Annotated in this window: 21 protein-coding genes; 14 read left to right on the plus strand and 7 right to left on the minus strand. The window is 36.6% G+C overall.

What is annotated here, in order from left to right; all coding sequences use genetic code 11:
* The coding region (locus tag AC2SLT_RS03905; protein WP_486546336.1) for an SOS response-associated peptidase family protein at window positions 1-551 on the minus strand (551 nt) is incomplete at its 3' end.
* Between the two features lie 402 nt (window positions 552-953).
* Between AC2SLT_RS03905 and AC2SLT_RS03910 the strand changes: the two genes are divergently transcribed.
* The 4 genes from AC2SLT_RS03910 to AC2SLT_RS03925 all read left to right on the plus strand — a co-directional run bounded on the left by AC2SLT_RS03910 (window position 954) and on the right by AC2SLT_RS03925 (window position 6108).
* Entirely contained in the window at window positions 954-1847 is an 894-nt protein-coding gene (locus AC2SLT_RS03910) for an NAD(P)-dependent oxidoreductase (RefSeq protein WP_486546580.1), read from the plus strand.
* Window positions 1848-1850: 3 nt separating this feature from the next.
* Window positions 1851-3389 (plus strand): aldehyde dehydrogenase family protein, encoded by a 1539-nt coding sequence (locus AC2SLT_RS03915; protein ID WP_486546337.1) that lies wholly within the window; start codon window positions 1851-1853, stop codon window positions 3387-3389.
* A 190-nt stretch (window positions 3390-3579) separates the two neighbouring features.
* On the plus strand, window positions 3580-4743 hold the full coding sequence (locus AC2SLT_RS03920; protein ID WP_486546338.1) for a M20 aminoacylase family protein: 1164 nt from the start codon (window positions 3580-3582) through the stop codon (window positions 4741-4743).
* Window positions 4744-4791: 48 nt separating this feature from the next.
* Complete coding sequence (locus AC2SLT_RS03925; RefSeq protein ID WP_486546339.1) at window positions 4792-6108, plus strand: DUF3100 domain-containing protein; 1317 nt, start codon at window positions 4792-4794, stop codon at window positions 6106-6108.
* Window positions 6109-6270: 162 nt separating this feature from the next.
* Here AC2SLT_RS03925 and AC2SLT_RS03930 read toward each other — a convergent pair whose 3' ends face one another.
* Window positions 6271-7248 (minus strand): LysR family transcriptional regulator, encoded by a 978-nt coding sequence (locus AC2SLT_RS03930; RefSeq protein WP_486546340.1) that lies wholly within the window; start codon window positions 7246-7248, stop codon window positions 6271-6273.
* 85 nt (window positions 7249-7333) lie between these two features.
* Window positions 7334-7678 carry a leucine-rich repeat domain-containing protein gene (locus tag AC2SLT_RS03935; RefSeq protein ID WP_486546341.1) on the minus strand — a complete coding sequence of 115 codons (345 nt, stop codon included), beginning with the start codon at window positions 7676-7678 and terminating at the stop codon, window positions 7334-7336.
* Window positions 7679-8103: 425 nt separating this feature from the next.
* Between AC2SLT_RS03935 and AC2SLT_RS03940 the strand changes: the two genes are divergently transcribed.
* The 4 genes from AC2SLT_RS03940 (at window position 8104) to AC2SLT_RS03955 (ending at window position 12876) form a co-directional block, all read left to right on the plus strand.
* Window positions 8104-10518, plus strand: a complete 2415-nt coding sequence (locus tag AC2SLT_RS03940) for a dynamin family protein (RefSeq protein WP_486546342.1) — start codon at window positions 8104-8106, stop codon at window positions 10516-10518.
* The gene (locus AC2SLT_RS03945) at window positions 10515-11429 is read left to right on the plus strand and encodes a diguanylate cyclase regulator RdcB family protein (RefSeq protein WP_486546343.1); all 915 of its coding nucleotides are present in this window, start codon (window positions 10515-10517) and stop codon (window positions 11427-11429) included. The genes AC2SLT_RS03940 and AC2SLT_RS03945 overlap by 4 nt, the downstream gene beginning before the upstream one ends.
* Complete coding sequence (locus tag AC2SLT_RS03950; protein WP_486546344.1) at window positions 11422-12456, plus strand: patatin-like phospholipase family protein; 1035 nt, start codon at window positions 11422-11424, stop codon at window positions 12454-12456. Before AC2SLT_RS03945 ends, AC2SLT_RS03950 begins: the two co-directional genes overlap by 8 nt.
* Before the next feature lie 225 nt (window positions 12457-12681).
* Window positions 12682-12876, plus strand: coding sequence for a hypothetical protein (locus AC2SLT_RS03955; protein ID WP_486546345.1), 195 nt, complete (start codon window positions 12682-12684; stop codon window positions 12874-12876).
* 546 nt (window positions 12877-13422) lie between these two features.
* On the opposite strand, the gene AC2SLT_RS03960 is transcribed toward AC2SLT_RS03955, so the two are convergent.
* On the minus strand, window positions 13423-13806 hold the full coding sequence (locus AC2SLT_RS03960; protein ID WP_486546346.1) for a hypothetical protein: 384 nt from the start codon (window positions 13804-13806) through the stop codon (window positions 13423-13425).
* 47 nt (window positions 13807-13853) lie between these two features.
* The gene (locus tag AC2SLT_RS03965) at window positions 13854-14477 is read right to left on the minus strand and encodes an SOS response-associated peptidase family protein (RefSeq protein WP_486546347.1); all 624 of its coding nucleotides are present in this window, start codon (window positions 14475-14477) and stop codon (window positions 13854-13856) included.
* Between the two features lie 656 nt (window positions 14478-15133).
* On the opposite strand from AC2SLT_RS03965, the gene AC2SLT_RS03970 reads away from it, so the two are divergent.
* The 3 genes from AC2SLT_RS03970 to AC2SLT_RS03980 are packed head-to-tail and all read left to right on the plus strand — an operon-like array spanning window position 15134 to window position 17187.
* A complete protein-coding gene (locus AC2SLT_RS03970; RefSeq protein ID WP_486546348.1) occupies window positions 15134-16435 on the plus strand; it encodes a hypothetical protein in 1302 nt (433 codons plus the stop codon).
* Window positions 16436-16447: 12 nt separating this feature from the next.
* Complete coding sequence (locus AC2SLT_RS03975) at window positions 16448-16786, plus strand: hypothetical protein (RefSeq protein WP_486546349.1); 339 nt, start codon at window positions 16448-16450, stop codon at window positions 16784-16786.
* A gap of 17 nt (window positions 16787-16803) precedes the next feature.
* Window positions 16804-17187, plus strand: a complete 384-nt coding sequence (locus AC2SLT_RS03980; protein WP_486546350.1) for a hypothetical protein — start codon at window positions 16804-16806, stop codon at window positions 17185-17187.
* 36 nt (window positions 17188-17223) lie between these two features.
* Here the strand turns inward: AC2SLT_RS03980 and AC2SLT_RS03985 are convergent, their stop codons facing one another.
* Window positions 17224-17814, minus strand: coding sequence for a thermonuclease family protein (locus AC2SLT_RS03985; protein ID WP_486546351.1), 591 nt, complete (start codon window positions 17812-17814; stop codon window positions 17224-17226).
* Between the two features lie 177 nt (window positions 17815-17991).
* A complete protein-coding gene (locus tag AC2SLT_RS03990; RefSeq protein ID WP_486546352.1) occupies window positions 17992-18486 on the minus strand; it encodes a hypothetical protein in 495 nt (164 codons plus the stop codon).
* A gap of 991 nt (window positions 18487-19477) precedes the next feature.
* On the opposite strand from AC2SLT_RS03990, the gene AC2SLT_RS03995 reads away from it, so the two are divergent.
* From AC2SLT_RS03995 to AC2SLT_RS04005, 3 genes are all read left to right on the plus strand, one after another.
* A complete protein-coding gene (locus tag AC2SLT_RS03995) occupies window positions 19478-20308 on the plus strand; it encodes a hypothetical protein (protein ID WP_486546353.1) in 831 nt (276 codons plus the stop codon).
* Between the two features lie 84 nt (window positions 20309-20392).
* Complete coding sequence (locus tag AC2SLT_RS04000; protein WP_486546354.1) at window positions 20393-22849, plus strand: type I restriction-modification system subunit M; 2457 nt, start codon at window positions 20393-20395, stop codon at window positions 22847-22849.
* 2 nt (window positions 22850-22851) lie between these two features.
* Window positions 22852-24183, plus strand: a complete 1332-nt coding sequence (locus AC2SLT_RS04005; RefSeq protein WP_486546355.1) for a restriction endonuclease subunit S — start codon at window positions 22852-22854, stop codon at window positions 24181-24183.
* The last annotated feature ends 12 nt before the right edge of the window (window positions 24184-24195 follow it).

A 24195-nucleotide genomic window follows, 5' to 3' on the forward strand; every position in this document is an offset into this window, starting at 1 on the left:
TTTAAATAATCATCTCTATTGTACTGACTTACCAAGTAAATCGAACGCTTCTCCTTACCGGGCTTATGAAACTGACTCATAAAAGGCTCATCATCCGCATTATGCGTTAGTAGCGTAAAGCTATGTACTGGCTCATTAAAGTGATTGTTATACTCGTACATGCCAGCGATGGTAAACGCCATTTTATCTTTCCTATGGATACGCTTCCATTCACTTTTATTATTATCTCCGCTTAAATAGTACGGCTCCATAAATCCTGCCATTGGTACTAAACAAAACTGGTTTTTGGTGAATGCAGGCTCAAATGTCTTTTTACTCTCAATAGTCTCAAATCTTGCGTTATAGGTAGAGTAATCTACTGGATCACTTGCCCACGATGGGCTAAGTCCGAACTGGCCTTTAACAACCTCTAATCCATTATCAGTTTTAATAATAATTGGGCAGAAGTCTTTTGGATAAACACGCTTCTTATATTCAAAATCCAACTCAAGCTGTTCGTTAACAATTTCCTCTATCAGCTTCGGACTTGCTGGTTCAAAGTTTGAGCACATGTTTGTTATCCCTTTGGTTATCAATCATATCTTCAATATCATTATTCACTATTAAAACATTTACTGCTAGATGAATTGATTAATGTAACGTGAATTAATTTTAGGCAATATATGTCGTCGCTTATTTCAGTTAAACAAAATCAAAAATTTGCAACTGACATGTCCTCTAACGGCTCAACCTATCAGTTAATCACGCATAGGTATTCCTGAAATATTAATTACTAACTTTAAAGTAAGTTAGTCGTAGCGATATCAGGTATCAATGTATATATTTTACTTAATACCAAGCATCGATTTTCTTGATTAATAAAATTTGTGTTGCCTTTTTTAGAACAAAAAAGTTTATTCATTATAATTCTTCTTATGGTCTGATTAGTTAGAATAAACTTTCAGGAGCTTGATATTAAAGGAATAGACATGATTAATAAAAAGGTAGGTATTATCGGGTTAGGCCGTATGGGTAATGGTATGGCTAAGTCCTTACTTCGTAACGGTTTTAAAGTATATGGCACTGACATAGGCGAGGCACAATGTAAAGCAGCTAGGGAAGTTGGTGTGGAGGTTGTTCTAGATATTAAAGCCTTATGTATAGAGGCTAGTACAATAATCCTATCTTTACCTATGGCAAAACATGTGCAGGCAGTCATAAAAGGCGAGGGTGGTATTATTGAAAGTGCCCAACCCAATACTCTCATTCTTGATACTTCTACATCAGAGCCAGAAGTAACGAGAGAACTTTCAACAGAGCTTAAGCAATTAGGTCATCAGTTTTTGGACTGTCCTGTCAGTGGTGGTCCAGCAGGCGCAGAGGCTGGTACTATGGTGATGGTTGTTGGGGGTGAAAAAAGTGCTCTTGATCGAGCTCAGCAGTATCTGGACTCTTTAAGCTCAAAAGTAGTCTACATGGGTAGATCTGGTAATGGACACGCAGCAAAACTAATCAATAACTTACTGTGTGCTGCACATCTTGTGACAACAGCTGAGGCCATCTCTTTAGGTACTAAGGTAGGACTCGATTCGGCGGATCTTATCGCTGGTTTAAATGCTGGTTCAGGTCGTAGTGCCGTTAGTGAAGTGAACTTTCCTCGTTGGATTCTTAACAATAGCTTCAACTCCGGTTTCACTATGGAACTGATGCGTAAAGATGTGCGCCTAGCAAATAATATGATTAATGAGATGAGAGTAGAGCTGCCTTTATCTAAACAAGTAGCTGACATATGGGCACAGAGCGAAGATAACATTCCTAATCAGGCGGACTTTAACTGCATTATCAAAAATTTGGGTTTAGGAGAGTAAGTTATGGCTTTTTTAGTAGAAGGGAGCGGCGAGCAGCAAGTCAAAGCACTGCTTAATGAGCTTATAGGTACGTCTGAGTTTGGCAGCTGGATAGATGGTGAGCTAGTTACCGGTACTGGTGATGAAATTGACCTGACTAATCCGGCAACCGGACAGGTATTTATGAGTTATAGAGATGCAGGGGAAAGCCTTGTTTCAGCCGCTGCAGAGGCTGCAAAAAAAGCTCAAAAAGTCTGGTGGTCAATGACAGCCAGTGCAAGAAGTCAGTTAATGTGGAAATGCAGTGTTGAGATACGTAAAGTAGCTGAGAGTTTAGCACGTTTAGAATGTATCTCTGCCGGTAAGCCGATTCGAGACTGCCGAGTTGAGGTATCCAAAGTTGCAGAAATGTTTGAGTATTATGCTGGATGGTGTGACAAAATAACAGGGCAAGTCATTCCGGTGCCAACGAGTCATTTAAACTATACTCGCCATGAGCCCTATGGCGTAGTTACTCAGATTACGCCGTGGAATGCCCCTATATTTACTGGAGGCTGGCAGATTGCTCCAGCTATTTGCTCAGGAAATGGAGTTCTACTAAAGCCATCTGAATTAACCCCCCTCAGCTCAACCGTGTTGGCTAAACTACTTGAGAGGGCAGGTATCCCTCGTGGCTTAGTAAACGTCATTAATGGATTCGGTCATACGACTGCTAATAGCGCTATTGCTAACCCAGCAACTAAAAAGGTTGTTTTTGTAGGCTCTCCAAAAACGGGTGCGCTTATTGCTTCTGCAGCCGCGCAACGTGTTATTCCATGTATATTGGAGCTGGGCGGAAAGTCAGCTAATATTATCTTCCCTGATGCAGATATTGATCGTGCGGTGGTAGGTGCACAGGCAGCGATATTCTCTGCTGCAGGGCAGAGTTGTGTTTCAGGTTCACGATTGTTAGTTCATCGTGATATCTATCAAGAAGTAGTAGAACGCGTCGCTTCAGCAGCCAGTAAGTTACCAATTGGCTTACCCTGGAATAACAGCACAATGCTCGGACCAATTAATAATCAAAAACAGTTCAATCACGTAAGCTCATTAGTATCTAATGGTATCAAAGCAGGTGCTACTATTGCTACTGGTGGAAGGCCAGGAGAAATTCAAGACGGTGAAAACGGTTATTTTTATCTTCCAACAGTATTAGCTAATGTAAATAATGATATGTTAGTAGCACAGGAAGAGATTTTTGGGCCTGTAGTTTCTGCGATTCCATTTGAAGATGAGGATGAAGCTTTGGCTTTGGCTAACGATAGTCGGTTTGGTTTAGCTGGAGCTGTTTGGACTTCCGATGTTGGACGCGCTCATAGAATGGCCGCTCAGATAAATGCAGGAACATTCTGGGTAAATGGTTATAAGACAATTAACGTAATGTCTCCATTTGGTGGCTTTAATGAAAGTGGCTACGGTCGATCTAGTGGTTATGAAGGCTTGCTTGAGTATACGCAAACGAAAAGTGTTTGGATTGAAACTGCAAAAGATTCTGCGATTCAATTCGGCTACTCAATCCAGTAGTCGGTTTAGTATTAAGCAAAGGCAGAGAGATTAATCAATATATCTGCCCAAAAACTATATCTAATAACTAACTTTGATACCGGCGGTTTTATTAGTTTGAATTTAGAACATGTAATGTATCGCTTGAAATATTACAGGGAATCTAACAGTATAACACCGTGTTAACGGTATATATTAAAGGAGAAGCGAAATGTCAGTTAGTAAAGAGCTATTAAAAGAAGTGAAGCAGTGGCGTAAGTTAATACATAGCCAGCCTGAGCTTGGATTCAATGAAGTTAAGACATCTTCTCTTATTGTGCAGAAGCTTGAGTCTTTTGGTATCAGTGTTCATAAAGGTCTCGGTATAACTGGAGTAGTCGGCACTCTTAAAAACGGTGCAGGACCTACTATTGGGTTGCGAGCTGATATAGATGCGCTACCAATAGAAGAGAAAAATGATTTTGACCATAAATCTACTCACGCTAACTGTATGCATGCATGTGGTCATGATGGTCATACATCAATCATGCTTGGAGTAGCAAAATACCTAAGCGAAAATAGAAATTTCAATGGCACCATTCATTTTATATTTCAGCCTGCTGAAGAGGTTTTAGGCGGCGCTAAGTCAATGATTGATGATGGATTATTCGATAAGTTTCCTGTAGATGCTGTATATGGGTTACATAACTGGCCAGGATTACCTATAGGTGAGATTGCAGTTAATGATGGACCTATGATGGCATCTTTCGACACCTTTAAAATCACACTGACTGGTAAAGGTACGCATGCGGCTATGCCACATCTAGGTGCTGATCCTATAGCAGCAGGAGCAGCATTGATTACTAATATACAATCTATAATTTCGCGTCGAATATCTCCACTTGAGTCAGGAGTTATTAGCGTTACTCAGATGAATAGTGGCGATACGACGAATGTTATTCCTGATTACGCTACTCTCAAAGGAACTGTTCGAAGCTTTGATATGGATGTGCGTCAGTCAATGCAGGATATGCTCACAGATATGGTTAATACGCTACCGCCATTATATGGAGTGACAGGTAAGATTGATTATCATATTCGATATCCAGTCACTATCAATGACAGTGATGCTTATCTTGAAGTGAAGGAGGCAGCTACTAAAGTACTGGGCTCAAATAAGGTGCATACTGGTGTTGAGCCTTCAATGGCTTCTGAAGACTTTTCGTTCATGAGTCAAACTGCCAAAGGTGCTTATTTTTGGTTAGGTGTAGATGGACAAAGCCCTTCAAAGCCATTACATAATGCATCTTATGACTTTAATGATGACGCTATTGAAACTGGTATCAAAGTATGGGTTTCGTTAGTTGAGACTAAATTACCAAAAACTACTGCATAATCTTACGTATGGAAAATGTCTAAAACTTAAAATGTAAAAGGAATTGCTATGAAAAATACCAGTGTACTTTCAAGTACCATGACTAAACATCTATTTGATTGGAGACTACATTTACTCGTAATTATTACATCACTAATTGCAGAGTGGATAGGAATTATTAAGATTCCAATTGGTATCGGTACATTAGTCTTACTGCCTTTATTGTATGCCTTTATATTTACGATACTTTTAAATCCTAATGTTATACCTTCAATGGGAGCAATAATTTCTAAGGATAAAGCTAAATTTGCAAGCTATGCTGTTCTTCTAAGTATCATGCCTTTTATTGCAAAATTTGGTGTGGGTATTGGTCCTAAAGTAGAAGAAATTATAGCAGCAGGTCCTGCTTTATTACTTCAAGAGCTAGGTAATATAGCTACTGCTCTTATAGCCTTACCTGTTGCCGTATTAGTATTTGGGATGGGAAGGGAAGCTATTGGTGCTACCCACTCAATTGCTCGGGAGCCAAATATTGCGCTTGTTGCAGATAAGTATGGACTTCAGAGTGCTGAGGGTATTGGTGTCATGGGTGTTTATGTCATGGGTACCTTATTTGGCGCCGTGTACTTTTCGTTAATGGCAGGCGTCATTGCATCTATGGATATTATGGATATCCGTGCCCTAGCGATGGCTTGTGGTATTGGTAGTGGAAGTATGATGGGTGCTTGTTCAGCAGCACTAGCAGAAACAGTACCTGCTCAAGAAGAAACGATTACTGCATTTGCAGCAAGTTCTAACTTACTAACTTATGCGACAGGGCTTTTCATTAGTTTGTTTGTGGCTTTACCGTTCACAGAGTTTCTGTACAAAGTTACCAGTAAACTTAAGAAAAATGATGCTGTTGATATATCCAAGCAAGAAGATTTTGGTATAAAGCTACAAGAACAATCAGTTTTATCTGTAAGTCAGTCTGTATCTTTGCTTGCTGTTATCTGTATGATTCTATTATTAAGTAACTGGGTTGGACAGGGTGTTAATCCAATAGCCGGTCTACCTGGTATGTTAATTCTATTCGCTTGTTGTATCGTTGGTATCTTATTAAAAAGAATTATTCCTGGTAACATTCCGGCGATCGCATGGATATCTATTGTAGCTATTATAATATCTTTACCTCAGTTTCCTATGAATGAGTACATCCTAGCAGAAACGGAGAAATTAGGAGTTTTACAGCTCATTACTCCTGTACTTGCTTATGCAGGTTTCGCAATTTCACAAATGGAAGTTGAGTTATTTAAGAAGTCTGGGTTTAAGATTGCAGTGGTCGCGTTGCTTACCTTTACTGGGACTTTCTTAGGTTCTGCAGTGATTGCTCAAGCTTTACTTTAAACCTATAACAGTTTTTTTTAACTCAATGCTCAAAGCTAAGGATATAGGATGAATTGTGCGAGGCGCTGTACCAGAACATGGTAAAGTGGCTTCGCACAATAACTTTGAGGTTGTGTTAGAAAGCTTTAATAAAAAGCTTGGCATCATTCATATATAAAATATTTATAGTGATTTCATCCATAACTTTAGATGATTTAACAACTCATTAGGACCTTGCGAGAGGTAACGACCCAATCGGGTCACGATATGGGCTTCACCGCTTGCCAGTAGCGAATTATCTACAGGTATTGCTACTAAATGACCATCCTTTACCTCTTTAGATACGACAAAATAGGGTAGAAAGGTAAGCCCCATATTCGATCTAGCAAAGTCTATCAAGACAGCAACTGAGTCAGTAGTTAAAATAGGGTTAAACCTAATCTTTTGTTGAAATTCAGCCATTGCTAACAACTGACGCACGCCAAAACGATTTTCGGCCAATCCAACAGGATATTCTAACAGCTCTTTCAACTGCACAGGTTTATCTTTGCTTGCTAATGGATGCTGAGGTGCGATAATAATACATAAGGGTTGATAACTAATATACTGAGAGCGGATACGTGGATGACTATTCGGATGGAATAGTAGTCCTATGTGCGCCTCATCCTTTTCAACCTGACGAATTACTTCATTTGATCCACCAACACTGATTGAAAGTGTTAACTCTGGATATAAGCGAGAGAACTCTGGTATTGGCCCCAGCATCAGATCGCCAACAAAACCATCACCGACTGCTAGCTTTATATGCCCGCGCTGTAGACCTGACAATGCCTTCAATTTGGAAGCACAGGCCTCTTCAGCGGATAATGACTCCCGATAAAACTGTAAAACAATACTACCTGCTTCTGTTGGCGTCACTCCTTTGCGATGACGTTCGATAAGTGTGCATGCTAATTCTGACTCTAATAGAGATATTTGCCGGCTAATTGCTGAGGGAGCTATATTGAGCTTGTCAGCAGCAGCACGTATTGTGCCCATACTTACTGCTTCATACAGATAAGATAGCCTCTTTATATTGATCTCTGTCATAGCTACTGTATTACTCCACATGGCAAATAAAACCAATATATTTCTAATATCACTCATCAGACTTTGAATCATAGTATATTCATCATTAGAGTGTTTCAAAATATTTAATTTTTTAAACATTTTATTATATACAACTGTTAATCAATATTAGATGCTCTTATTCATCATAATGACTAATAAACTCTTTAACGGCAGAGGATACCTCTAACAACGAGCTTTCTTGAACTTTTAATTGTCTTAGGGATTTTAAATTAACGAAGCTATCTGGTATGGACTTCAAGCCATTTTCATATAATGTTAAGCTAGTTAATGTTGGCAGGTTACCAAAAGATTCGGGTAGTCTATCCAATTGTGAAGCTCTAATATTAATATACTCAAGGTTTGATAGTTTATCGAAATCCTCAGGAAGATATTCCAATGGATTCACACAAAAAGTAATACTTCTAAGCTGTTTTAACTGAGTAAATGATTCAGGTAATTCTTTAACCTGAGTGCCTCTCATATCAATCAATCTTAGAGACGATAACTGACCTATACGGAGTATAGAAAGTTAGGTGATTTAACCGTTACGGCCTTTTATTTTGATCTTAACTTAAGTCTGCTATCTAGAACTATTGAACTTGCTAAGGCTTATGGTGTTGATGAGGATAAGATTCTAAAAGAAATTAATGATGTAGTTGATTACTTTTTTAGTTAATTGCTAGTATTTGATTAATTCGTTTTTTGCTAATTTTTGTACAGAGCCAACCATGTTATATTAGATATAAGGTCCAGTGTCAAAAAAAGGACCTTGTATTCTTCCTTCGTTAATAGCCCGTAAAATAAAAGCCAAATTGTAAAATTTTTAATTAGTAGCTTTCCTATAACTATAAGAAGTATTATGTATTAAATGCTTATAAATTCAACTATTTGAGGATTGAACTAAATATGTACGAACTGGATATTAATGAGTTACGCGATGAAGCACAACGTTTATTAAAACAAGAGATTAAATTATTAGAGCAAATTCAAAGTACACCGAACTTACTAGTTCAAACAAAGCAGAAAAATATTCAAACCCTTGATTCTGAATCAATTATGGAAGCTATTAAGCGTTTGGAGGATGAAAATTATAAGCTTAATAACCTTGAATTAGTTATAGCTGTAGTGGGAACAATGAAGGCGGGCAAGTCAACTACTATCAATGCCATTGTCGGCATGGAAGTCTTGCCTAATCGCAACAGACCAATGACCGCTTTACCCACATTGATTCGACACACTCAAGGAGTTACTGAGCCGCGTTTATTTTTCCAGAATACAGCACCTGTTAATACCCTAGTCAATGAGTTGAGTAAAAAATTAAAAAGTGCTCCTAAGAGTCTATTAAATGGGCTTAATGAAAATGATGACATGCAAGATTTGCTAGACCAGGTTAGAAAAAATCAGAATTTTTCGGAAAGCCACGAAGGTAGCGATGCAATTTTTAACTTTCTTAAGAGCTTAAATGACTTAGTTCGTTTATGCACAGAGCTTGAAGTCGACTTTCCATTTTCGGCTTATAGCAGTATTGAGAGCTTGCCTGTTATTGAGGTTGAGTTTACTCATTTAAGCCAGATGGGTCATATGCAAGGTCGTTTAACTTTATTGGATACTCCAGGCCCTAATGAAGCTGGTCAAAGTCATCTACGACCTATGCTTCGTGATCAACTAAAAAAAGCGTCTGCTATTTTGGCTGTACTAGATTATACGCAACTAAAATCTGATGCAGATAATGAAATACGTGAGAACTTAGAAGAAGTGGCAAGTGTAAGTGGTGAACGCTTATACGCACTAGTTAATAGATTTGATCAAAAAGATAGAAACAGTGATAGTTCGGATGAAGTGCGTAAATATGTGTCGAGTAACTTAATGAAAGGCCTAATCCCTATTAATCGTGTTTATCCAGTATCAGCAAGATATGGTTATTTGGCAAGTCAAGCTAAGAATGAGCTTGCTGTAAATGGATGTATACCTAGTCACGACACTCACGATTGGGTTACTGACTTTGCTAAAATAGCAATAGGTGGCTTTCGCTGGAAAGACCAACTTAATGATATTGAGACAGTTACTGCTGCAGCTAAATATTTATGGGAAGAGTCGCAATTCAACGAACCTCTAGAACATGTGATCCGTCAAGCTTATAGTAAAGCAGCTATTCTTACTATTGACTCCACAGCATCAAAATTGGTTGAGACTGCAGAGACTGCGAAAAATTTCTTAGGCACTCGTAAACAAGCCTTTAAGAAGAGTGTTGATGAGCTTCAATATAAAATTATCTCGCTGCAAGATAATATAGACTTTATTCAGAATCAGGAAAAGGAGGTTAGTAAGGATGCTAATTCTGCTCTAAATGACGTAAGAAAAGGTATTCAAAGCGCAGGGCAAACAGCTCAAGAAGAAACCCTGTCTATGCTTGATAAGTACTTTAAAGAAGGTAAACGTATTGAGAGGACGAAGGAAAAAGAGCAAGAGCTTAGCAAAAAATCTAAAAAAAAAGGCATTAAAAGTCCGATGCTAACAGACTTTGGTAACATTTTTAGTGATTCAGGTAGGGAAGAAGACGCTCAAGACTTTAAGTTTAGTGATAAACCACTTAAGTTCGAAGACCAAAATGAAGCTGAAAAGCTACTCAATCGTATTGAAGAATCCCTTGAGGAAATAAGTAAAGATGCTGAAGAGGCTTTACGTAAGGATATCCATAAACAAATACAATTTTTTAGTGAAAGGTTTCAAGGTTATGTTGATGAAACTAAAAAGGTAATTGACAATATCAAAAAAGATATGGGTGACTTTGACTTAATTATCCGTGTACCAGATGTAGAAGACTTACAGCTAGGCTTTGCTATAGATGAAGTATTAAGTGATGCAACACAGAAAAGAAAAGAAAAAGAGACTCGCTATCGTAGAAAACGTGGAGTATGGGGAAAAATTTGTAGCTGGTTTGGCACAACGGATTGGGGCTGGGAGGATTATTCAGTCAATGTAGACGTATATTATGTTGATATAAAATCCATCAAGAAGCAAGTTGAGGATGGCATTGGAATAGCTTTTAAAGAATTGGAGAGCACTCTTAGTTTAACAGTTGAAGCACAGTTAAATGAACAAGCAAATAGCTTTTTTTTAACATTAAGAGAAAAGGTTGAGCATATTCGCGGCGACTTAATCGCTAGTATAGAAGATAGAAAAAAGAGTCAAGAAGAGCAGAGAATACTATTAAATAGTTTAGAAAAATTGGAGAAACCTATCCCTCATTTGTTGGAGGATAGCGAGGCTATCTTAAAAGATATACGTGGTTTATTACTCAGCGTAGGAACAGTAAAATGAGCCAGAATTTACAACCGATAACTCCCGATTGTGTTTTATTAAAAACCCTAAATTCAATACCAGAAAAATTCATAGTGGATTTTGCAAACAGTATTGATGTTACTCGGGATCACTCGAAGGTACAAATTGAGAGAAATAAATTTTTCACTCGCTGCTTTGACGGTTTTACAGGTAAAGATGTAAGGCGTCAAAATGAAATTAATTCTAACTTAACTAATGCTGTTGAATGTTCATTGACGTGGCTAACAGAGCTAACCCAAGACTTAGCTCATACTAATTATGCTATAACATGCGTCAATGAACGAGTTACTAAGTTAACCAGTCAGGTGACATACCTTGCACAGTATTCAGAGAATACTCGTCTCATGTTAAAGGAATTATCACAAGAGCTTGATGTTCGCATACTACGTTTAGATGAAGAGGTAATGCGAATTGATTTTAATCAAAAAGTAATACTACATCTTGACCAAGTTTTTAATAAATGGAGAGCTGGTCGTTTAGCAAGTTATTCACCTGCTGGTCGCTGTTACGCCGCTATAGAAGAGTTACGTTGGGGTGCTTTTGGTGATTTTTGCCGCAGTCATACAGGTTTAGATCGAGATAGCTTTATGCAGCAAGCAGTAGATCGTGCAACCGCACAGCTAGCAGCAGATGCAGAAATTAGTATTGGTACTAGATTGAGTTTTTATAATGGATGGTTGCAGTTGCCTCATAATACTAATCAGGATGATGACTGGCATCAGGCATTAAGATATTTGGCGAATGACTTTACTACGGATAAAGCACCTTTAATTACAACTATTACGCAAAAAACATCAGAAAGGCTAGGAGATGTTCCTTTACTGGCAAATGCATCACGAATAGCTGAGACAATTATGGATGAGGTGTTTGCGGAGGCACATTATGTCTGAACAAATGAAGGTAGGTTTAGTGCTATCTGGTGGCGGTGCTAAAGGAGCTTATCAAGTTGGAGTTCTGCGAGCTCTACAAGAGTTAGGTACGCAGATTGATATGGTGTCAGGCGCTAGTATTGGAGCGCTTAATGGAGGGATATTAGCCAGTGCGCCAACACTTAATGAAGGTATTAAGCGAATTGAAAAACTTTGGAGTGTTTTGGCTGAAACCTCTCCTATTCAGGTAAATTCAATGAGTTATATTAGGCTAGCAGTATCTGCAGGAGCTGTATTAGCACCTAGTGCCCGCTTTCTAGCCTTAGCTCTTGGATTAAGTGAGGATGCGATTCTATCAGATAAGCCTTTAATAGAGTTAATGGATGAATATCTTGATACCAATGAGCTCGCTAAAGGTATGCCTCTTTATGTGTCAGTTTATAAGAGTTTAGGTGCGACAAGAGATATTGGCCGCTGTATTTTGGCAGCAACTGAATTAAAAGATACTCCAGATTCTGAGTTCTTACATGTGCAGTCATTGCCTAAAGATGAGCAGCGTAACGCTTTATTAGCTTCAGCGGCACTGCCTAAGCTTTTTAAAGCAAGAGAGGTGTCAGGTAATAAGTATACTGATGGTGGGCAAGGTGGCTGGTCAAAAGCACAAGGTAATACGCCAATACAACCCCTGATAGATGCAGGTTGTAATCTAATAATAGTAACGCACCTTAGTAATGGCTCTTTTTGGAGCCGTGATGACTTTCCTAGCGCAACAATTCTTGAAATTCGTCCTCAGTCAACTATAGCTAGAGCTACAGGCCTGATGAGTGGGGCTAAAGATTTATTAGGTTTTGATGCAAGTAAAATTCCATCATGGATAGAGCAAGGATACAATGATACTTTGCACTGCATAGGCCGAGTAAAGAAAATCACACAGTCTCGAGAAGCACTCAAAGCATCTAAATCTACTTTAGAGGAAAGTGAAAAATATGGAGCAGCAGTAGATACTGCTTTAGATAATGCCTTATCAAGAATGAGAGAGTCAGAATAGTTGTAATATATCAATTCATATTAAATATACCTGACTATCTTATTGAACGATGATTTTGTGGGTTTTAAATGCTGATTTTATACGCCTACTTATATCTAATTAAAGTGCTATCTGTTCGATACCTACCTGATAAAAAGCCAGTAAAAAGGACCATTAATACTTCCCTCGTTAGTTGCCTGTGAAATAAAAACTGAATTGGAGAACTTCTTATCAAGCAGTTTTCCAATGACCACTGCTGGATTTCAAGGTCAGGGTGACCAAGGTTTGATGGGGCAGTTTTTACGAGATCCAGAATGCCCAAACAACCTGTTAAAAGGTCCATGGCTTGAGGTGAAGCTGCCATTTCGAACCGCAAGCCCGTCAGAAGAGTCTCTATTAACTAAGATCAAGCTAGGATTTACCCCTTATACGCATATGTAATAGACTAAACTTATTTATATCGAATATCATTTAAGAATCAGTTCTTAAAATTCATATCTATTCGGAAGTCATTATTAGATCACTCTTAATCATTAAGCTAGTCTAAAGTTTTATGAAAAGTTATTTAATGGGAAAAATGGTATTATTATAATTTAGCTATAGTGCCTTCAACTTTAATGTTTACTTTCATACAGACGTAATTTTGCTTTAGATAAAACTTTTCTAGCGAATAGCTAAAGCTATTAGTAGCTAAGTAACTACTTCATACCCTTAGTCTTGTTGCAACTCATCGAAAACCCCTAGAATAAATTTGAATAATAAAGAACCTAATTATTGCCAAAATATACTACCAAAGTTATAAAGGCCTTCTATTCTAGTTGATTCAGCTCTAAGCCTAAAAAACTTTATACTCGCAATTAAGCTGAATAAAGTCATAAGTGTTGAGAGTCTTGCATACTAAACCACCCCCTCGGAATACTATGAACAGAAGTGTCTAAATAACCCTTCCACAGCTTTTCTATCAATACGGTTTACAAAGTTTTCATCCTAAGGATTATTAGAATAGGCCATCGACTCTTTAAAACTAATTTTTTTGCCATTTAAGGTGTTGCTCACGACATGGGATTTTACTGGGTTTTTACAGTTGATTTCTAAAGTATTTTCAAATGCACCCCTAAAACCTGTAGCTGATACATACACCATCATAACTTCGGGTTTTAGGTTTCTATCAGATGGTGAGATGATAACGAAAGGTTTTGCAGTCCAAGATGTAGACCTTACGCCGTCACCAGCAGGTTGATCGTAAATCAAAACTTCTCCAGTCGCAAAAAAGTCATTAGCATTCTTAATTTTTGCAATAGCAGGGGTGCTAGTAATAAGACCTGCTAAAGCGATGCTAGCTAAAACTTTATTTAATATATTAAATTGCACTCTCCTTGTTGATTAATAATATAATATACCATCAATATAAGTGTGTTTTAAATTTTATTAGATTTAAAAGAATTACCATCAATAACACTCATCAAACATTCAATATTAGTGTGCTCGGCTTTTAAATAATCATCTCTATTGTACTGACTTACCAAGTAAATCGAACGCTTCTCCTTACCGGGCTTATGAAACTGACTCATAAAAGGCTCATCATCCGCATTATGCGTTAGTAGCGTAAAGCTATGTACTGGCTCATTAAAGTGATTGTTATACTCGTACATGCCAGCGATGGTAAACGCCATTTTATCTTTCCTATGGATACGCTTCCATTCACTTTTATTATTATCTCCGCTTAAATAGTACGGCTCCATAAATCCTGCCATTGGTACTAAACAAAACTGGTTTTTGGTGAATGCAGGCTCAAATGTCTTTTTACCTTCAATAGTTTCAAGTCTTGCGTTATAGGTAGAGTAATCCACTGGATCACTTGCCCACGATGGACTAAGTCCGAACTGGCCTTTAACCACCTCAAGCCCATTATCTGTTTGAATAATAATAGGGCAGAAGTCTTTTGGATAGACACGCTTCTTATATTCAAAATCAAACTTAAGCTGTTTGTTAACAATTGCCTCAATCTGCTTCGGACTTGCTGGTTCAAAGTTTGAGCACATCGTAGTTATCCCTCTTTGTTTTATTAATTAACTTTAGTCTATTATTGCTTATAAAGTTCAACCAATCTATCGGGTTCTAATAAATCAAACTATGCGACGTAAGCTATCGTTTACCGGCTTTAAAACTATCAAACTAAGTATACAAAACAACGTATGAAGATTTATGTCAGTGTTCTCAAAAATAGCTCATTTAATAATAGTGAAAAATATGCGTCCATATGAGGCTAATGTCATTTTAATATACGGCCAGTTGATACTAGAAAAGTGGAAGCGGAAGATCGAAAGGTTGCTAATTAATATGATCAGTTTACAAACAGATGATGAAAAAAGAAACGCACATAATTGTGAAACTTAATGGGTAAGCTAAACAGTATGATTAAACCTGATCTTAATCAGCTGCCAGCGGTCCTTTATCCTTTGTGAGTGCATTAAGGAAATTCAAAGGTAGCATATGAGTTATAAATTATTAAGCCCATGTTATATGACATGTGTGAGTAATTTAGAGGTGCTTAGTTGATCATTCAAAGTATCTATCTATTTTAAAGTTCAAGAGTAAAGTTTATAATTAGTTACACTTTGGTTACAAATGAGGTAAACTCATAAGTAATTGACTATTAAATAAAAAATAGTTCTTATTTAATTATTAGGATAGATAGATGAACTGGGAAGAGTGGATAGTCGCTAATAAAAAGCAATTAGAACATATCGCAGGTTTTGAGGAAAAGTTTGTTAGAACTATCCTAGCAAAGATACCTGAGATTGAACCACAAGATGTCACCACACAATATCATTTTAAAGATTCAACTGGAAAAAATAGATATATTGATTTCATGATTATCAATAAAACTAAAGGATACAAACTCCCAATTGAGCTTGATGGTATGTGGAAAGTGCAAAGTTATGAAGAGTTTGACGATATGCTTAAACGTCAAAATGATTTGGTTAAAATCTATGGCGTTCTACTTAGATATACTAATAAAAAAATGCTTAACGAAGCTCAAGTTATTGTTGATGAAATTAGACAAACGCTACATCTTCAAAGTACGAACCAATTAACCGCTAAAGTGATTGAAGAGAAGAATAAAAAGCGTTTCGATGAGTATCAAAGTCAGCTTGCATGGTACAAGCAACAAATGGCAGAGCAACAAGCTAATCAAGAACTAAAGGTTAAAACTCTTGAAGAGCAGAAAAAAGACACTGCTGAATCTACGATTACTAAAGAAGATATAGCTGAGTTACAAGCTACTATAAGCGCACTACAGGCTAAGATTGAGCAACCTATACCTGTATTTACTGAGCCACTTAAAGAGCAAAAGACTAAAATAACACTTAATCATATGCTAGGTATAGGTGCAGTTTCTCTTATAGTAGTGGCATTGGGTGCCAATTCATTTTATGGTAAAGATAATAGTGACAAAGACGCTAATAATCCAGAAGCTTTAGTTGGTAACTTATATGATAGTGACGATATTAAAGACGATAAAATTACGATCGTTGAGAATAATACGGAGAGTGGCTCAGAGCCTGTGCAGAAGGATAATATTGAATCACTACCCGAATTAGCCACAGAATCAGTTGTCACTAGCAATATAGAACCTGATAAGCTCGAGCCACAAGCTAAGCCTAAAGATGAAAAGTCTAAATTTAACGAAGTAGAGCAGCCAAGCTATCAAGAGCCTAGTACTATTCCTGCCTCACAAGCTTATAAGTATATTGGCTCAAGTGGCATTGTATGTGGCGATGTTGCGCAGGTTAAAAGTTTTAGTAGGGGTACATATTTAAATTTAGGTGCTAGTTATCCTAATCAGGACGCTACAATAGTTGTCTGGAATGAAGACGCTGGTAACTTTAGTGATCTTAGTCAGTATGAAGGTCAAAGCCTGTGTATTAAAGGAAGTGTGAAATCATATAAAGGGACACCACAAATTAAATTAGCCTCAATAAATCAATTAAACTAAAAGGAATTAAATTTGGTAACCGGGACAATAGCTATAATTGGTTTTATCTTTTTCTGTGGATTAATTCAATATGGAAATGATTTAATTAAGCAGGAAAAAGCTGAAAAGGCACAGAAAGAGCAAGATGAACTTGAAAGAAAGAGGGTAGAGAACAAGGCTATAGAACTAAAAAATGCACAATTAGCACTCGTAAATGAGCATAATAAAAACTTAAAGGTATCTAAATCAATCTCTAATGTCGAAAGCTCAAGTGATTTCTTAACTACCAAACAGGTCTTAGTTGGCCTAATCTTATTATTATTCTTAACCGTTGGTACTGTATTTTATTTCAAAATGCTGTATTTAGATTAAATTCATTAGGATGAACTATGTATAAGAAAACAGCAGCAATACTATCAACTGCTATTTTTAGCTTTGCGTTTTCAATTTCAATAGCGCATGCAGCAGAGCCTAAAATTGAAGCATACAAAGCACCCTTTCATGTAGGTCAATCTGTAATGGCGTGCGGAAACTTAGCTGAAGTTAAACACCTTTCAAGTAGGCACTATCTAAATCTTGATAAACGCTATCCTAATCAAACATTAACTATCTTAGTATGGAATAAAGACTACCGCTGGTTTGAAGACCGTTTTGGGAATCTTGATGACTATATCGGAAGAAGGTTTTGTGCGCATGGTAAGATTGAAGATTATAAAAATAACATACAGATGCAGGTTAAAAATCCGCAGTTTCTAAGACTGATGAATAAGTAATAATATACCTGTATCTCTTATAGGCTTCGTTTAGCTTTAATATAAAGTTCGATGATTAACTGGTTGAATACCATCTTTAGTGCAACTGGTTTGATCTAAGTCATAGATAGTATCGTTAAATCTATACCTAGGATTTTCATCTTTTCTAAAATCCCATGGCGCAGTTACTATCTCTGCTGACCACAATCCATTTTGGTTTAAGCGCGCTTTTACTTCCGCATTTGAATATGCTACTCGATCATACTCTGATTGGCTAGCTTGATATTGCTTGTAGTGCCAAGCAAAGCCTTTCTCAATTTGGTTAAGATTACAATCTTTATCATCGGCGAATACTGTTCCTAGTAAACGCTGATAACGATCTTGACCTTCCCACAGTATTTTTACAGTAGAGTCTGCAACGCATTCAATTAATGCTTGTGTGCTTGCCTCTCCAAATGGTTGGTTGTACTCAGGTGCATCTATACCAACCAATCTAATGCGCTCAGACTTGCCATCGTAGGGGATAGCTTCAATTGTATCTCCATCTATTACTCTGAGACGTTCAGCCTTTAAGACCGAACCTTGAGGTTCACATTTTTTAGTATTAAGGGCTGGCTTGTTATTGGATACTGACGTTATGGGTATCATAGATTTGTCATTAACGTCACATGAGAAAAGCATGAGTGATATTAATAATACAGTTATAGTTTTTATCACTTCCATATTATTCTCATGTAAAAATTTTGATAAATAACAGTAATACTTAAAATCATTTAAAAATCTACCTAATATATTAGGTAGCTTTGGTGCGTTTGAAACCAATGCTTAATTACAATATTTTTCAAGAGCTCTTTTAGTAGATGTGCCATCAGCCTGATAAGCATCTGTAATTAAACATGAGTTACCATCACATTTGACAGTATAGTCTCTGATACCATAACCGTCCATATTACTTACTTTAGCTATAGCTCTAATTCGACCATTACTTAAAGTTTCTACTCTTAAGTCTTCAATCTCATTTAACGAATAAGAGTTACCTTCCGATAGACTCGCAAAATATAAACTTTCACCACATGACGTTAAGCTACCGTCAGAGTAGTTTGCTTGTTGAAAAGCTGAAATTAGAGAACTTTGAAATGCAGAATCAGCGTATTTATAAAGAGATGATATTGAGTTATTACTATCACCATTAAAAATCTCATTTATATAGGCATCTTGAAACATTTTTTCAACTAAAAGAGTTTTTTGATTTGTATCGGCTAATGTAGGTGTTACTAAAGTAAAAATTAATAATGGTGCAAAATAAAGGTTCTTTATCATTAAATTCTCCGTTTTAAAAACAATATAAAATCATTTATTAACTTTTTAATAGGCCATATTAACATTCATTAAAGGGATTTATGTATGCTATTAAAGTAGTTTAATTATGCCCATATTGAGAGTTATTAGACTATGCAGTCCTTAATTTTTAAGAATATTAACCATATTTCTATCATTATATTATCTAGCATCAATACCTGTATCGTAGTTGAATCATCTGACCCTAAACATTTTTGCATTTATTTTGCAGAGATAGCTGAAGCTATACCAGATAACATATCTTGAATATGGGGAGTACTAACAATGCAACTTGATTAAAAAATCATTCTTAGTTTTTAGTTATCAAGCAATAAAGTTATGAATTCATCAATGTATCAAGTTTAGCAAAATCTTTATCTGCCTCTATTGTAGTTTTATAATTTATCCTGATTAAAGGGGTGTCAATGTCACCAGTATAGATGTTAATTTCACGTATAAATTTCTTACTATCAGAATTTCTAGAGGTCCACCTTCTAAAAAAAGCTATAGTCTCTAATTCCGTTCAGACATTGTACATCGAAGAGATAAATCTTTTTTTATCAACATCAAAGTATAATGAATAGCTCAAGATGGTGATTATCGACAAAATTTATGCCATGTTCTTTGTTTATTTCGTCAAGCTTTTCTTATTCTATAGGTACTGGTGAAAACATCTTCGTTATAAACTTAACTAGCAATATAAAGAATATAACCATCCCAGCTAAACAAACACCCAGAAGAGAACTTATGCCATTACAATATCCTTAGTATAGAAAATTAAATACGTTCATTTAATTATCTATATTATTGTTAAAATGTACAAGCTATTATTTATTTCAATTGAAAACTACTAACCGATAAATTGCGACACTCAAACCCTGATATTAAGCAGATCACCTAAGAAATTAAAAATATATCAAACTCTAGTCTATTCCTTAATGTCCATGACTTTAAAAAGCTGTCTAAAAACAAATTGCTATATAAAATCTTAAATGGACTAGTATCTAAAATTAATTCACTGGATATTGATGCAAAAAGCTTACCTAAAATAACTCAAAATTTAGCGGTTGTATTTGAAGAAATTGTTCTTCGCTTTAATGATCTGTCTAATGAGACGGTTGGTGAGCACTCTACTCCTCGAGATATCATTGATCTAATGATCGGCGTAACATTTGAGCTTGACCTAGAGATGCTACAACAGTTAAAAGGTAAGCTCAAGATCTACGATCCAGTGTTAGGAATAGGCACAACCCTTACTAGAGCGGATAAGTATTTAAGAGGCTTAAACAAAGCTTTAAAAACTATTGATAGCAATAAGGTATTTAAAAACAAAGATGAGTTTGAAAAGGTTTTTAGTCCAATACTAAATGAGCTTAACTTCAAGGTATCGTCAGCTGTAAAAAAAGCAATTATTAATGCTTTATCTGAAAAAGATCCGTCAGCTGAAACATGTATTGATAGTCAAGGTAATATCGAAGCAGACTATGATCTTCGTGATTATGAGCAGATACCTCTACCAAGTGGGATACAGCTACCGCTAGCTCTTGGTTATCAAGATGACAAAGGGCAAGAGGAGTTTGTAGAAATGATTAAGCCTTACAGCGAACAATATTTAAAAAGTAAAGTACTGCCTTACGCGCCAGACGCATGGATAGATTATGATCGTGCTCGCATTGGGTATGACATTTCATTCAACCGTTATTTCTTTGTTGATGACAGCCAGCCACGAGATATCAAGGCCATTGAGGCTGAAATCGCTGAGCTAGAAACTAAGGTGAAACAGATTTTTAATAGGGTTATATAAGCACCTCACTTGATAGCTTATTTTCATGAGAAGATAACAACGCACAAGATTTATATTTGTATATTTAACAGAAGGTTTAAAAAGATGAGTTTAGAAAATACTGAAAAACAAAAAATGCTTACAGCACATAATAAGTTAGTAGCATTCATTTGGTCAATCGCAGATGATCATCTAAGAGATGTCTATGTTCGAGGAAAATACCGTGATGTTATTTTGCCTATGGTGGTATTACGTCGATTAGACAGCCTTCTTGAGCCTACTAAAGAGCAGGTTTTAGAAGAGGTTAAGTTCCAAAAAGAAAATGGCTTTACTGAGCCAGATGATGATGCGTTGCAGGCAACGTCAGGATTTGTATTTTATAACACCAGTAAATGGACATTAAAGAGCTTAAAAGAAACAGCCAGTGACAACGAACAGATACTTCTAGCTAATATGGAAGAGTACTTGTATGGATATAGCGATAACGTCAAAGAAATTATCAAGTGTTTTAAGCTACAGTCTCAGTTCAAACATATGGCTGATAAACAGGTTCTATTAGACGTGCTAGAGAAGTTCGTATCACCTTATCAAAACTTCTCACCTAACGATAAGGTAGATCCAGATGGTAATAAACTTCCTGGACTAAGTAACTTAGGTATGGGTTATGTGTTTGAAGAGCTTATTAGGAAGTTTAATGAAGAAAACAACGAAGAGGCTGGTGAACACTTTACACCACGTGAAGTCATTGAGCTGATGACTCACTTAGTATTTGATCCTGTTAAAGATGATCTACCTAACAGTATCACTGTATACGACCCAGCGTGCGGTAGTGGTGGGATGTTGACTGAATCTCAGAACTTCATTCATCAAAAATATCCGGCTAAAGGGTTTATGCGTAGCATCTACCTGTACGGCAAAGAGATTAATGATGAAACTTATGCCATTTGTAAGTCGGACATGATGATTAAGGGCAATAACCCTGAAAACATCAAGGTAGGATCAACATTATCTACGGATACATTCGTAGGCAAGGACTTTGACTTTATGCTATCGAACCCTCCGTATGGCAAAAGCTGGTCTAGTGAGAAAAAGTACATTGAACAAGGGGGAGAAGTTATTGACCCTCGTTTTATAGTCGATCTGACAGATTACTGGGGAGAGAAGCACAGTGAAAAGGCAACCCCAAGATCGAGTGATGGTCAGCTTCTATTCTTAATGGAAATGGTCGATAAAATGAAATCGACAAGCATGGGCGGGGTAGGCTCTAGAATCGCTTCTGTTCATAACGGCTCAAGCTTATTCACAGGTGATGCTGGCTCAGGTGAGAGTAATATTCGTCGTCATATTATCGAAAATGATTATCTTGAAGCGATTATTCAAATGCCAAATAACCTGTTTTACAACACAGGTATTACCACGTATATCTGGCTATTATCTAATAAAAAGCCAGCACATAGACAAGGCAAGGTACAGCTTATTGATGCAAGCCAAATGTATCGCAAGCTACGTAAGAACTTAGGTGATAAAAACTGTGAGTTTGCTCCAGAAGATATTGAAGCTATTACCACCACTTACTTAGATATGGCAACTGTTGAAAGAAAGCCAGATGACTTTAATGAAAAAGGGGATCCTATCGGTATCGCTAGTCAAATCTTTGATAACAAAGACTTTGGTTATTACAAATTCAATATTGAGCGCCCAGATCGTCGCCATGCTCAAATGACGGCTGAACTGGTCGCTAGTCTAAGATTTGACAATCAATTAAACGAAGTTATGGCCGATATCTATAAGGAACATGGCGATCAAATTTATGACAAAGCGTTCTTTGATAGTCAGAAAAAAGAGCTAAAAGAGTGGTCTGAAAAAGAAGAATATGGACTGTCGCCAAATCAGCGCAAAAAGCTGGTTAGCCATAAATTATGGAAAGATCAGTTAACGATACTTGAGTATGCCGAGTTGATTCGTGAAGCTATTCAAGAAAATGGTCAGGACAAGCTGTTTACTGACTTTAATCTATTTACTGACTTAGTTAAAAAGACCATCAAGGCTAAAAGCTTAAAGCTAAAGGCCAATGAGCTTAAGCAAGTTCTTGATGCGGTAAGTTGGTACGATGAAACAGGCACTAAAGTTATTAAATCTGTCTCCGTATTCAAGCAGGATAAGCTTGATCAGCTGATCGAGCACCTAGGCTGTCAAGTCGATGAGTTACCAGACTACGGCTATTACCCTGCATCTAGTGTCGGTATCGAGAATGCTAAGCCAAACCAATATGTGGTATACGAATCTAGTAGTGATCTACGTGACTACGAGTCAGTGCCGTTAGCAGGTGATATTCATGACTATTATTTACAAGAGGTGAAGCCACACGTTAAGGAGGCATGGATAGATATTGATAGTGTGAAGATTGGCTATGAGATTAGCTTTAATAAGTACTTTTATCAGCATAAGCCGTTACGTTCACTTGAAGAGGTTGCTAAAGAACTGGTAGAGCTTGATCAACAAGCTGACGGTCTGATTGCACAGATTTTAAGTGTTCAAAGCACCTTGAATTTGGAGGGTTAATTATGGATAAGTCAATTATTAAAAGCTACCCTCGTTATGAAATTTATAAAGATAGTGGCGTAGACTGGTTGGGAGAGATTCCAGAGGAATGGGAGCTGGTTCCCGGATTTAAAGTTATTGAGGAAAATAAAAGGAAGAATAAGGGGTTATTGGTTAAGACAGTTTTATCTTTAAGCTATGGGAAAATCGTAGTTAAGCCTGAAGAAAAGTTATTTGGGTTGGTTCCTGAAAGCTTTGAAACATATCAGATCGTAGAGCCTGATGATCTTATTATCAGATGTACCGACTTACAAAATGATAGGACTAGTTTACGTGTTGGTTTGGTAGAAGATAACGGAATCATAACAAGTGCCTATTTAGGATTTAAAGTTAATGATGAGTACTCATCTGAATTCTTATACTACTACTTACATAGTTTAGATACTTCGAAAGCTATCTATAAAATGGGAACTGGATTAAGACAAAACCTAAGTTTTAATAATTTTAAGCGGTTTCCATTAATTGATATACCTCTTAAAACTCAAAGAAGAATTGTAGATTTTATCAGCGATAAAGCTAATAAGATTGAAAAAGCTATTGAGCTCAAGCAAGAGCAAATTTCTAAGCTAGAAGAGTATAAGCAAATAGTTATTCAAAATGCAGTGACTAAAGGCTTAAATCCTGATGTGCCTATGAAAAATAGTGGTGTTGATTGGACTGTGGAGATACCTGAGCATTGGGAGGTTGAAAGATTTAAATACTGTTTTAAGTTTCAAAGAGGTCTGAATATTACTAAAGATAGCTTAAGAGAATCTGGTATTGCTTGTTTGAACTATGGAGAAATTCATTCAAAATACGGTTTTGAGTTATTACCTCACCACCCTTTGAAGCATGTTGAAGATAAATATATTAAAACAAATAGTCAGTCATTATTGAGAAATGGAGACTTTGTGTTTGCTGATACTTCAGAAGATATTGAGGGTTCAGGTAATTTTAGTTATTTGAACGGAAGTAGACAAGTATTTGCTGGTTACCATACTTTAGTAGCTAAACCTATTGTCAGCTTTGAATCAAGATATATTGCCTACTTGTTTGAGTCACAAGCTTTTAGAAGACAGGTCCGGCAAAGGGTAAAAGGTGTTAAAGTTTACAGTATTACTCAAGCTATATTAAAAGATACATGTATATGGTTACCGCCAATAAATGAGCAAAAGCAAATTGTCAAGAAGCTTGACTCTGATATTGCTTTAGTTAATAAGTCAGTAGAAGGTTATTTAAGTCAAATTCAATGTTTAAAGGAATACAAAACTATCTTAATCAATGAGGCGGTAACAGGAAAGATTAAAGTTGCCTAATACTGCAAGTCG

The organism is Psychrobacter sp. CX18 (assembly GCF_057396215.1).

Coding starts and splice junctions, on each gene's coding strand:
- AC2SLT_RS03990 (WP_486546352.1), bottom strand. CDS start 18,486: ATGATAAAGAACCTTTATTTTGCACCATTATTAATTTTTACTTTAGTA.
- AC2SLT_RS03915 (WP_486546337.1), top strand. CDS start 1,851: ATGGCTTTTTTAGTAGAAGGGAGCGGCGAGCAGCAAGTCAAAGCACTG.
- AC2SLT_RS03930 (WP_486546340.1), bottom strand. CDS start 7,248: ATGATTCAAAGTCTGATGAGTGATATTAGAAATATATTGGTTTTATTT.
- AC2SLT_RS03965 (WP_486546347.1), bottom strand. CDS start 14,477: ATGTGCTCAAACTTTGAACCAGCAAGTCCGAAGCAGATTGAGGCAATT.
- AC2SLT_RS04000 (WP_486546354.1), top strand. CDS start 20,393: ATGAGTTTAGAAAATACTGAAAAACAAAAAATGCTTACAGCACATAAT.
- AC2SLT_RS03985 (WP_486546351.1), bottom strand. CDS start 17,814: ATGATACCCATAACGTCAGTATCCAATAACAAGCCAGCCCTTAATACT.
- AC2SLT_RS04005 (WP_486546355.1), top strand. CDS start 22,852: ATGGATAAGTCAATTATTAAAAGCTACCCTCGTTATGAAATTTATAAA.
- AC2SLT_RS03920 (WP_486546338.1), top strand. CDS start 3,580: ATGTCAGTTAGTAAAGAGCTATTAAAAGAAGTGAAGCAGTGGCGTAAG.
- AC2SLT_RS03925 (WP_486546339.1), top strand. CDS start 4,792: ATGAAAAATACCAGTGTACTTTCAAGTACCATGACTAAACATCTATTT.
- AC2SLT_RS03935 (WP_486546341.1), bottom strand. CDS start 7,678: ATGAGAGGCACTCAGGTTAAAGAATTACCTGAATCATTTACTCAGTTA.
- AC2SLT_RS03945 (WP_486546343.1), top strand. CDS start 10,515: ATGAGCCAGAATTTACAACCGATAACTCCCGATTGTGTTTTATTAAAA.
- AC2SLT_RS03950 (WP_486546344.1), top strand. CDS start 11,422: ATGTCTGAACAAATGAAGGTAGGTTTAGTGCTATCTGGTGGCGGTGCT.
- AC2SLT_RS03955 (WP_486546345.1), top strand. CDS start 12,682: ATGACCACTGCTGGATTTCAAGGTCAGGGTGACCAAGGTTTGATGGGG.
- AC2SLT_RS03940 (WP_486546342.1), top strand. CDS start 8,104: ATGTACGAACTGGATATTAATGAGTTACGCGATGAAGCACAACGTTTA.
- AC2SLT_RS03970 (WP_486546348.1), top strand. CDS start 15,134: ATGAACTGGGAAGAGTGGATAGTCGCTAATAAAAAGCAATTAGAACAT.
- AC2SLT_RS03980 (WP_486546350.1), top strand. CDS start 16,804: ATGTATAAGAAAACAGCAGCAATACTATCAACTGCTATTTTTAGCTTT.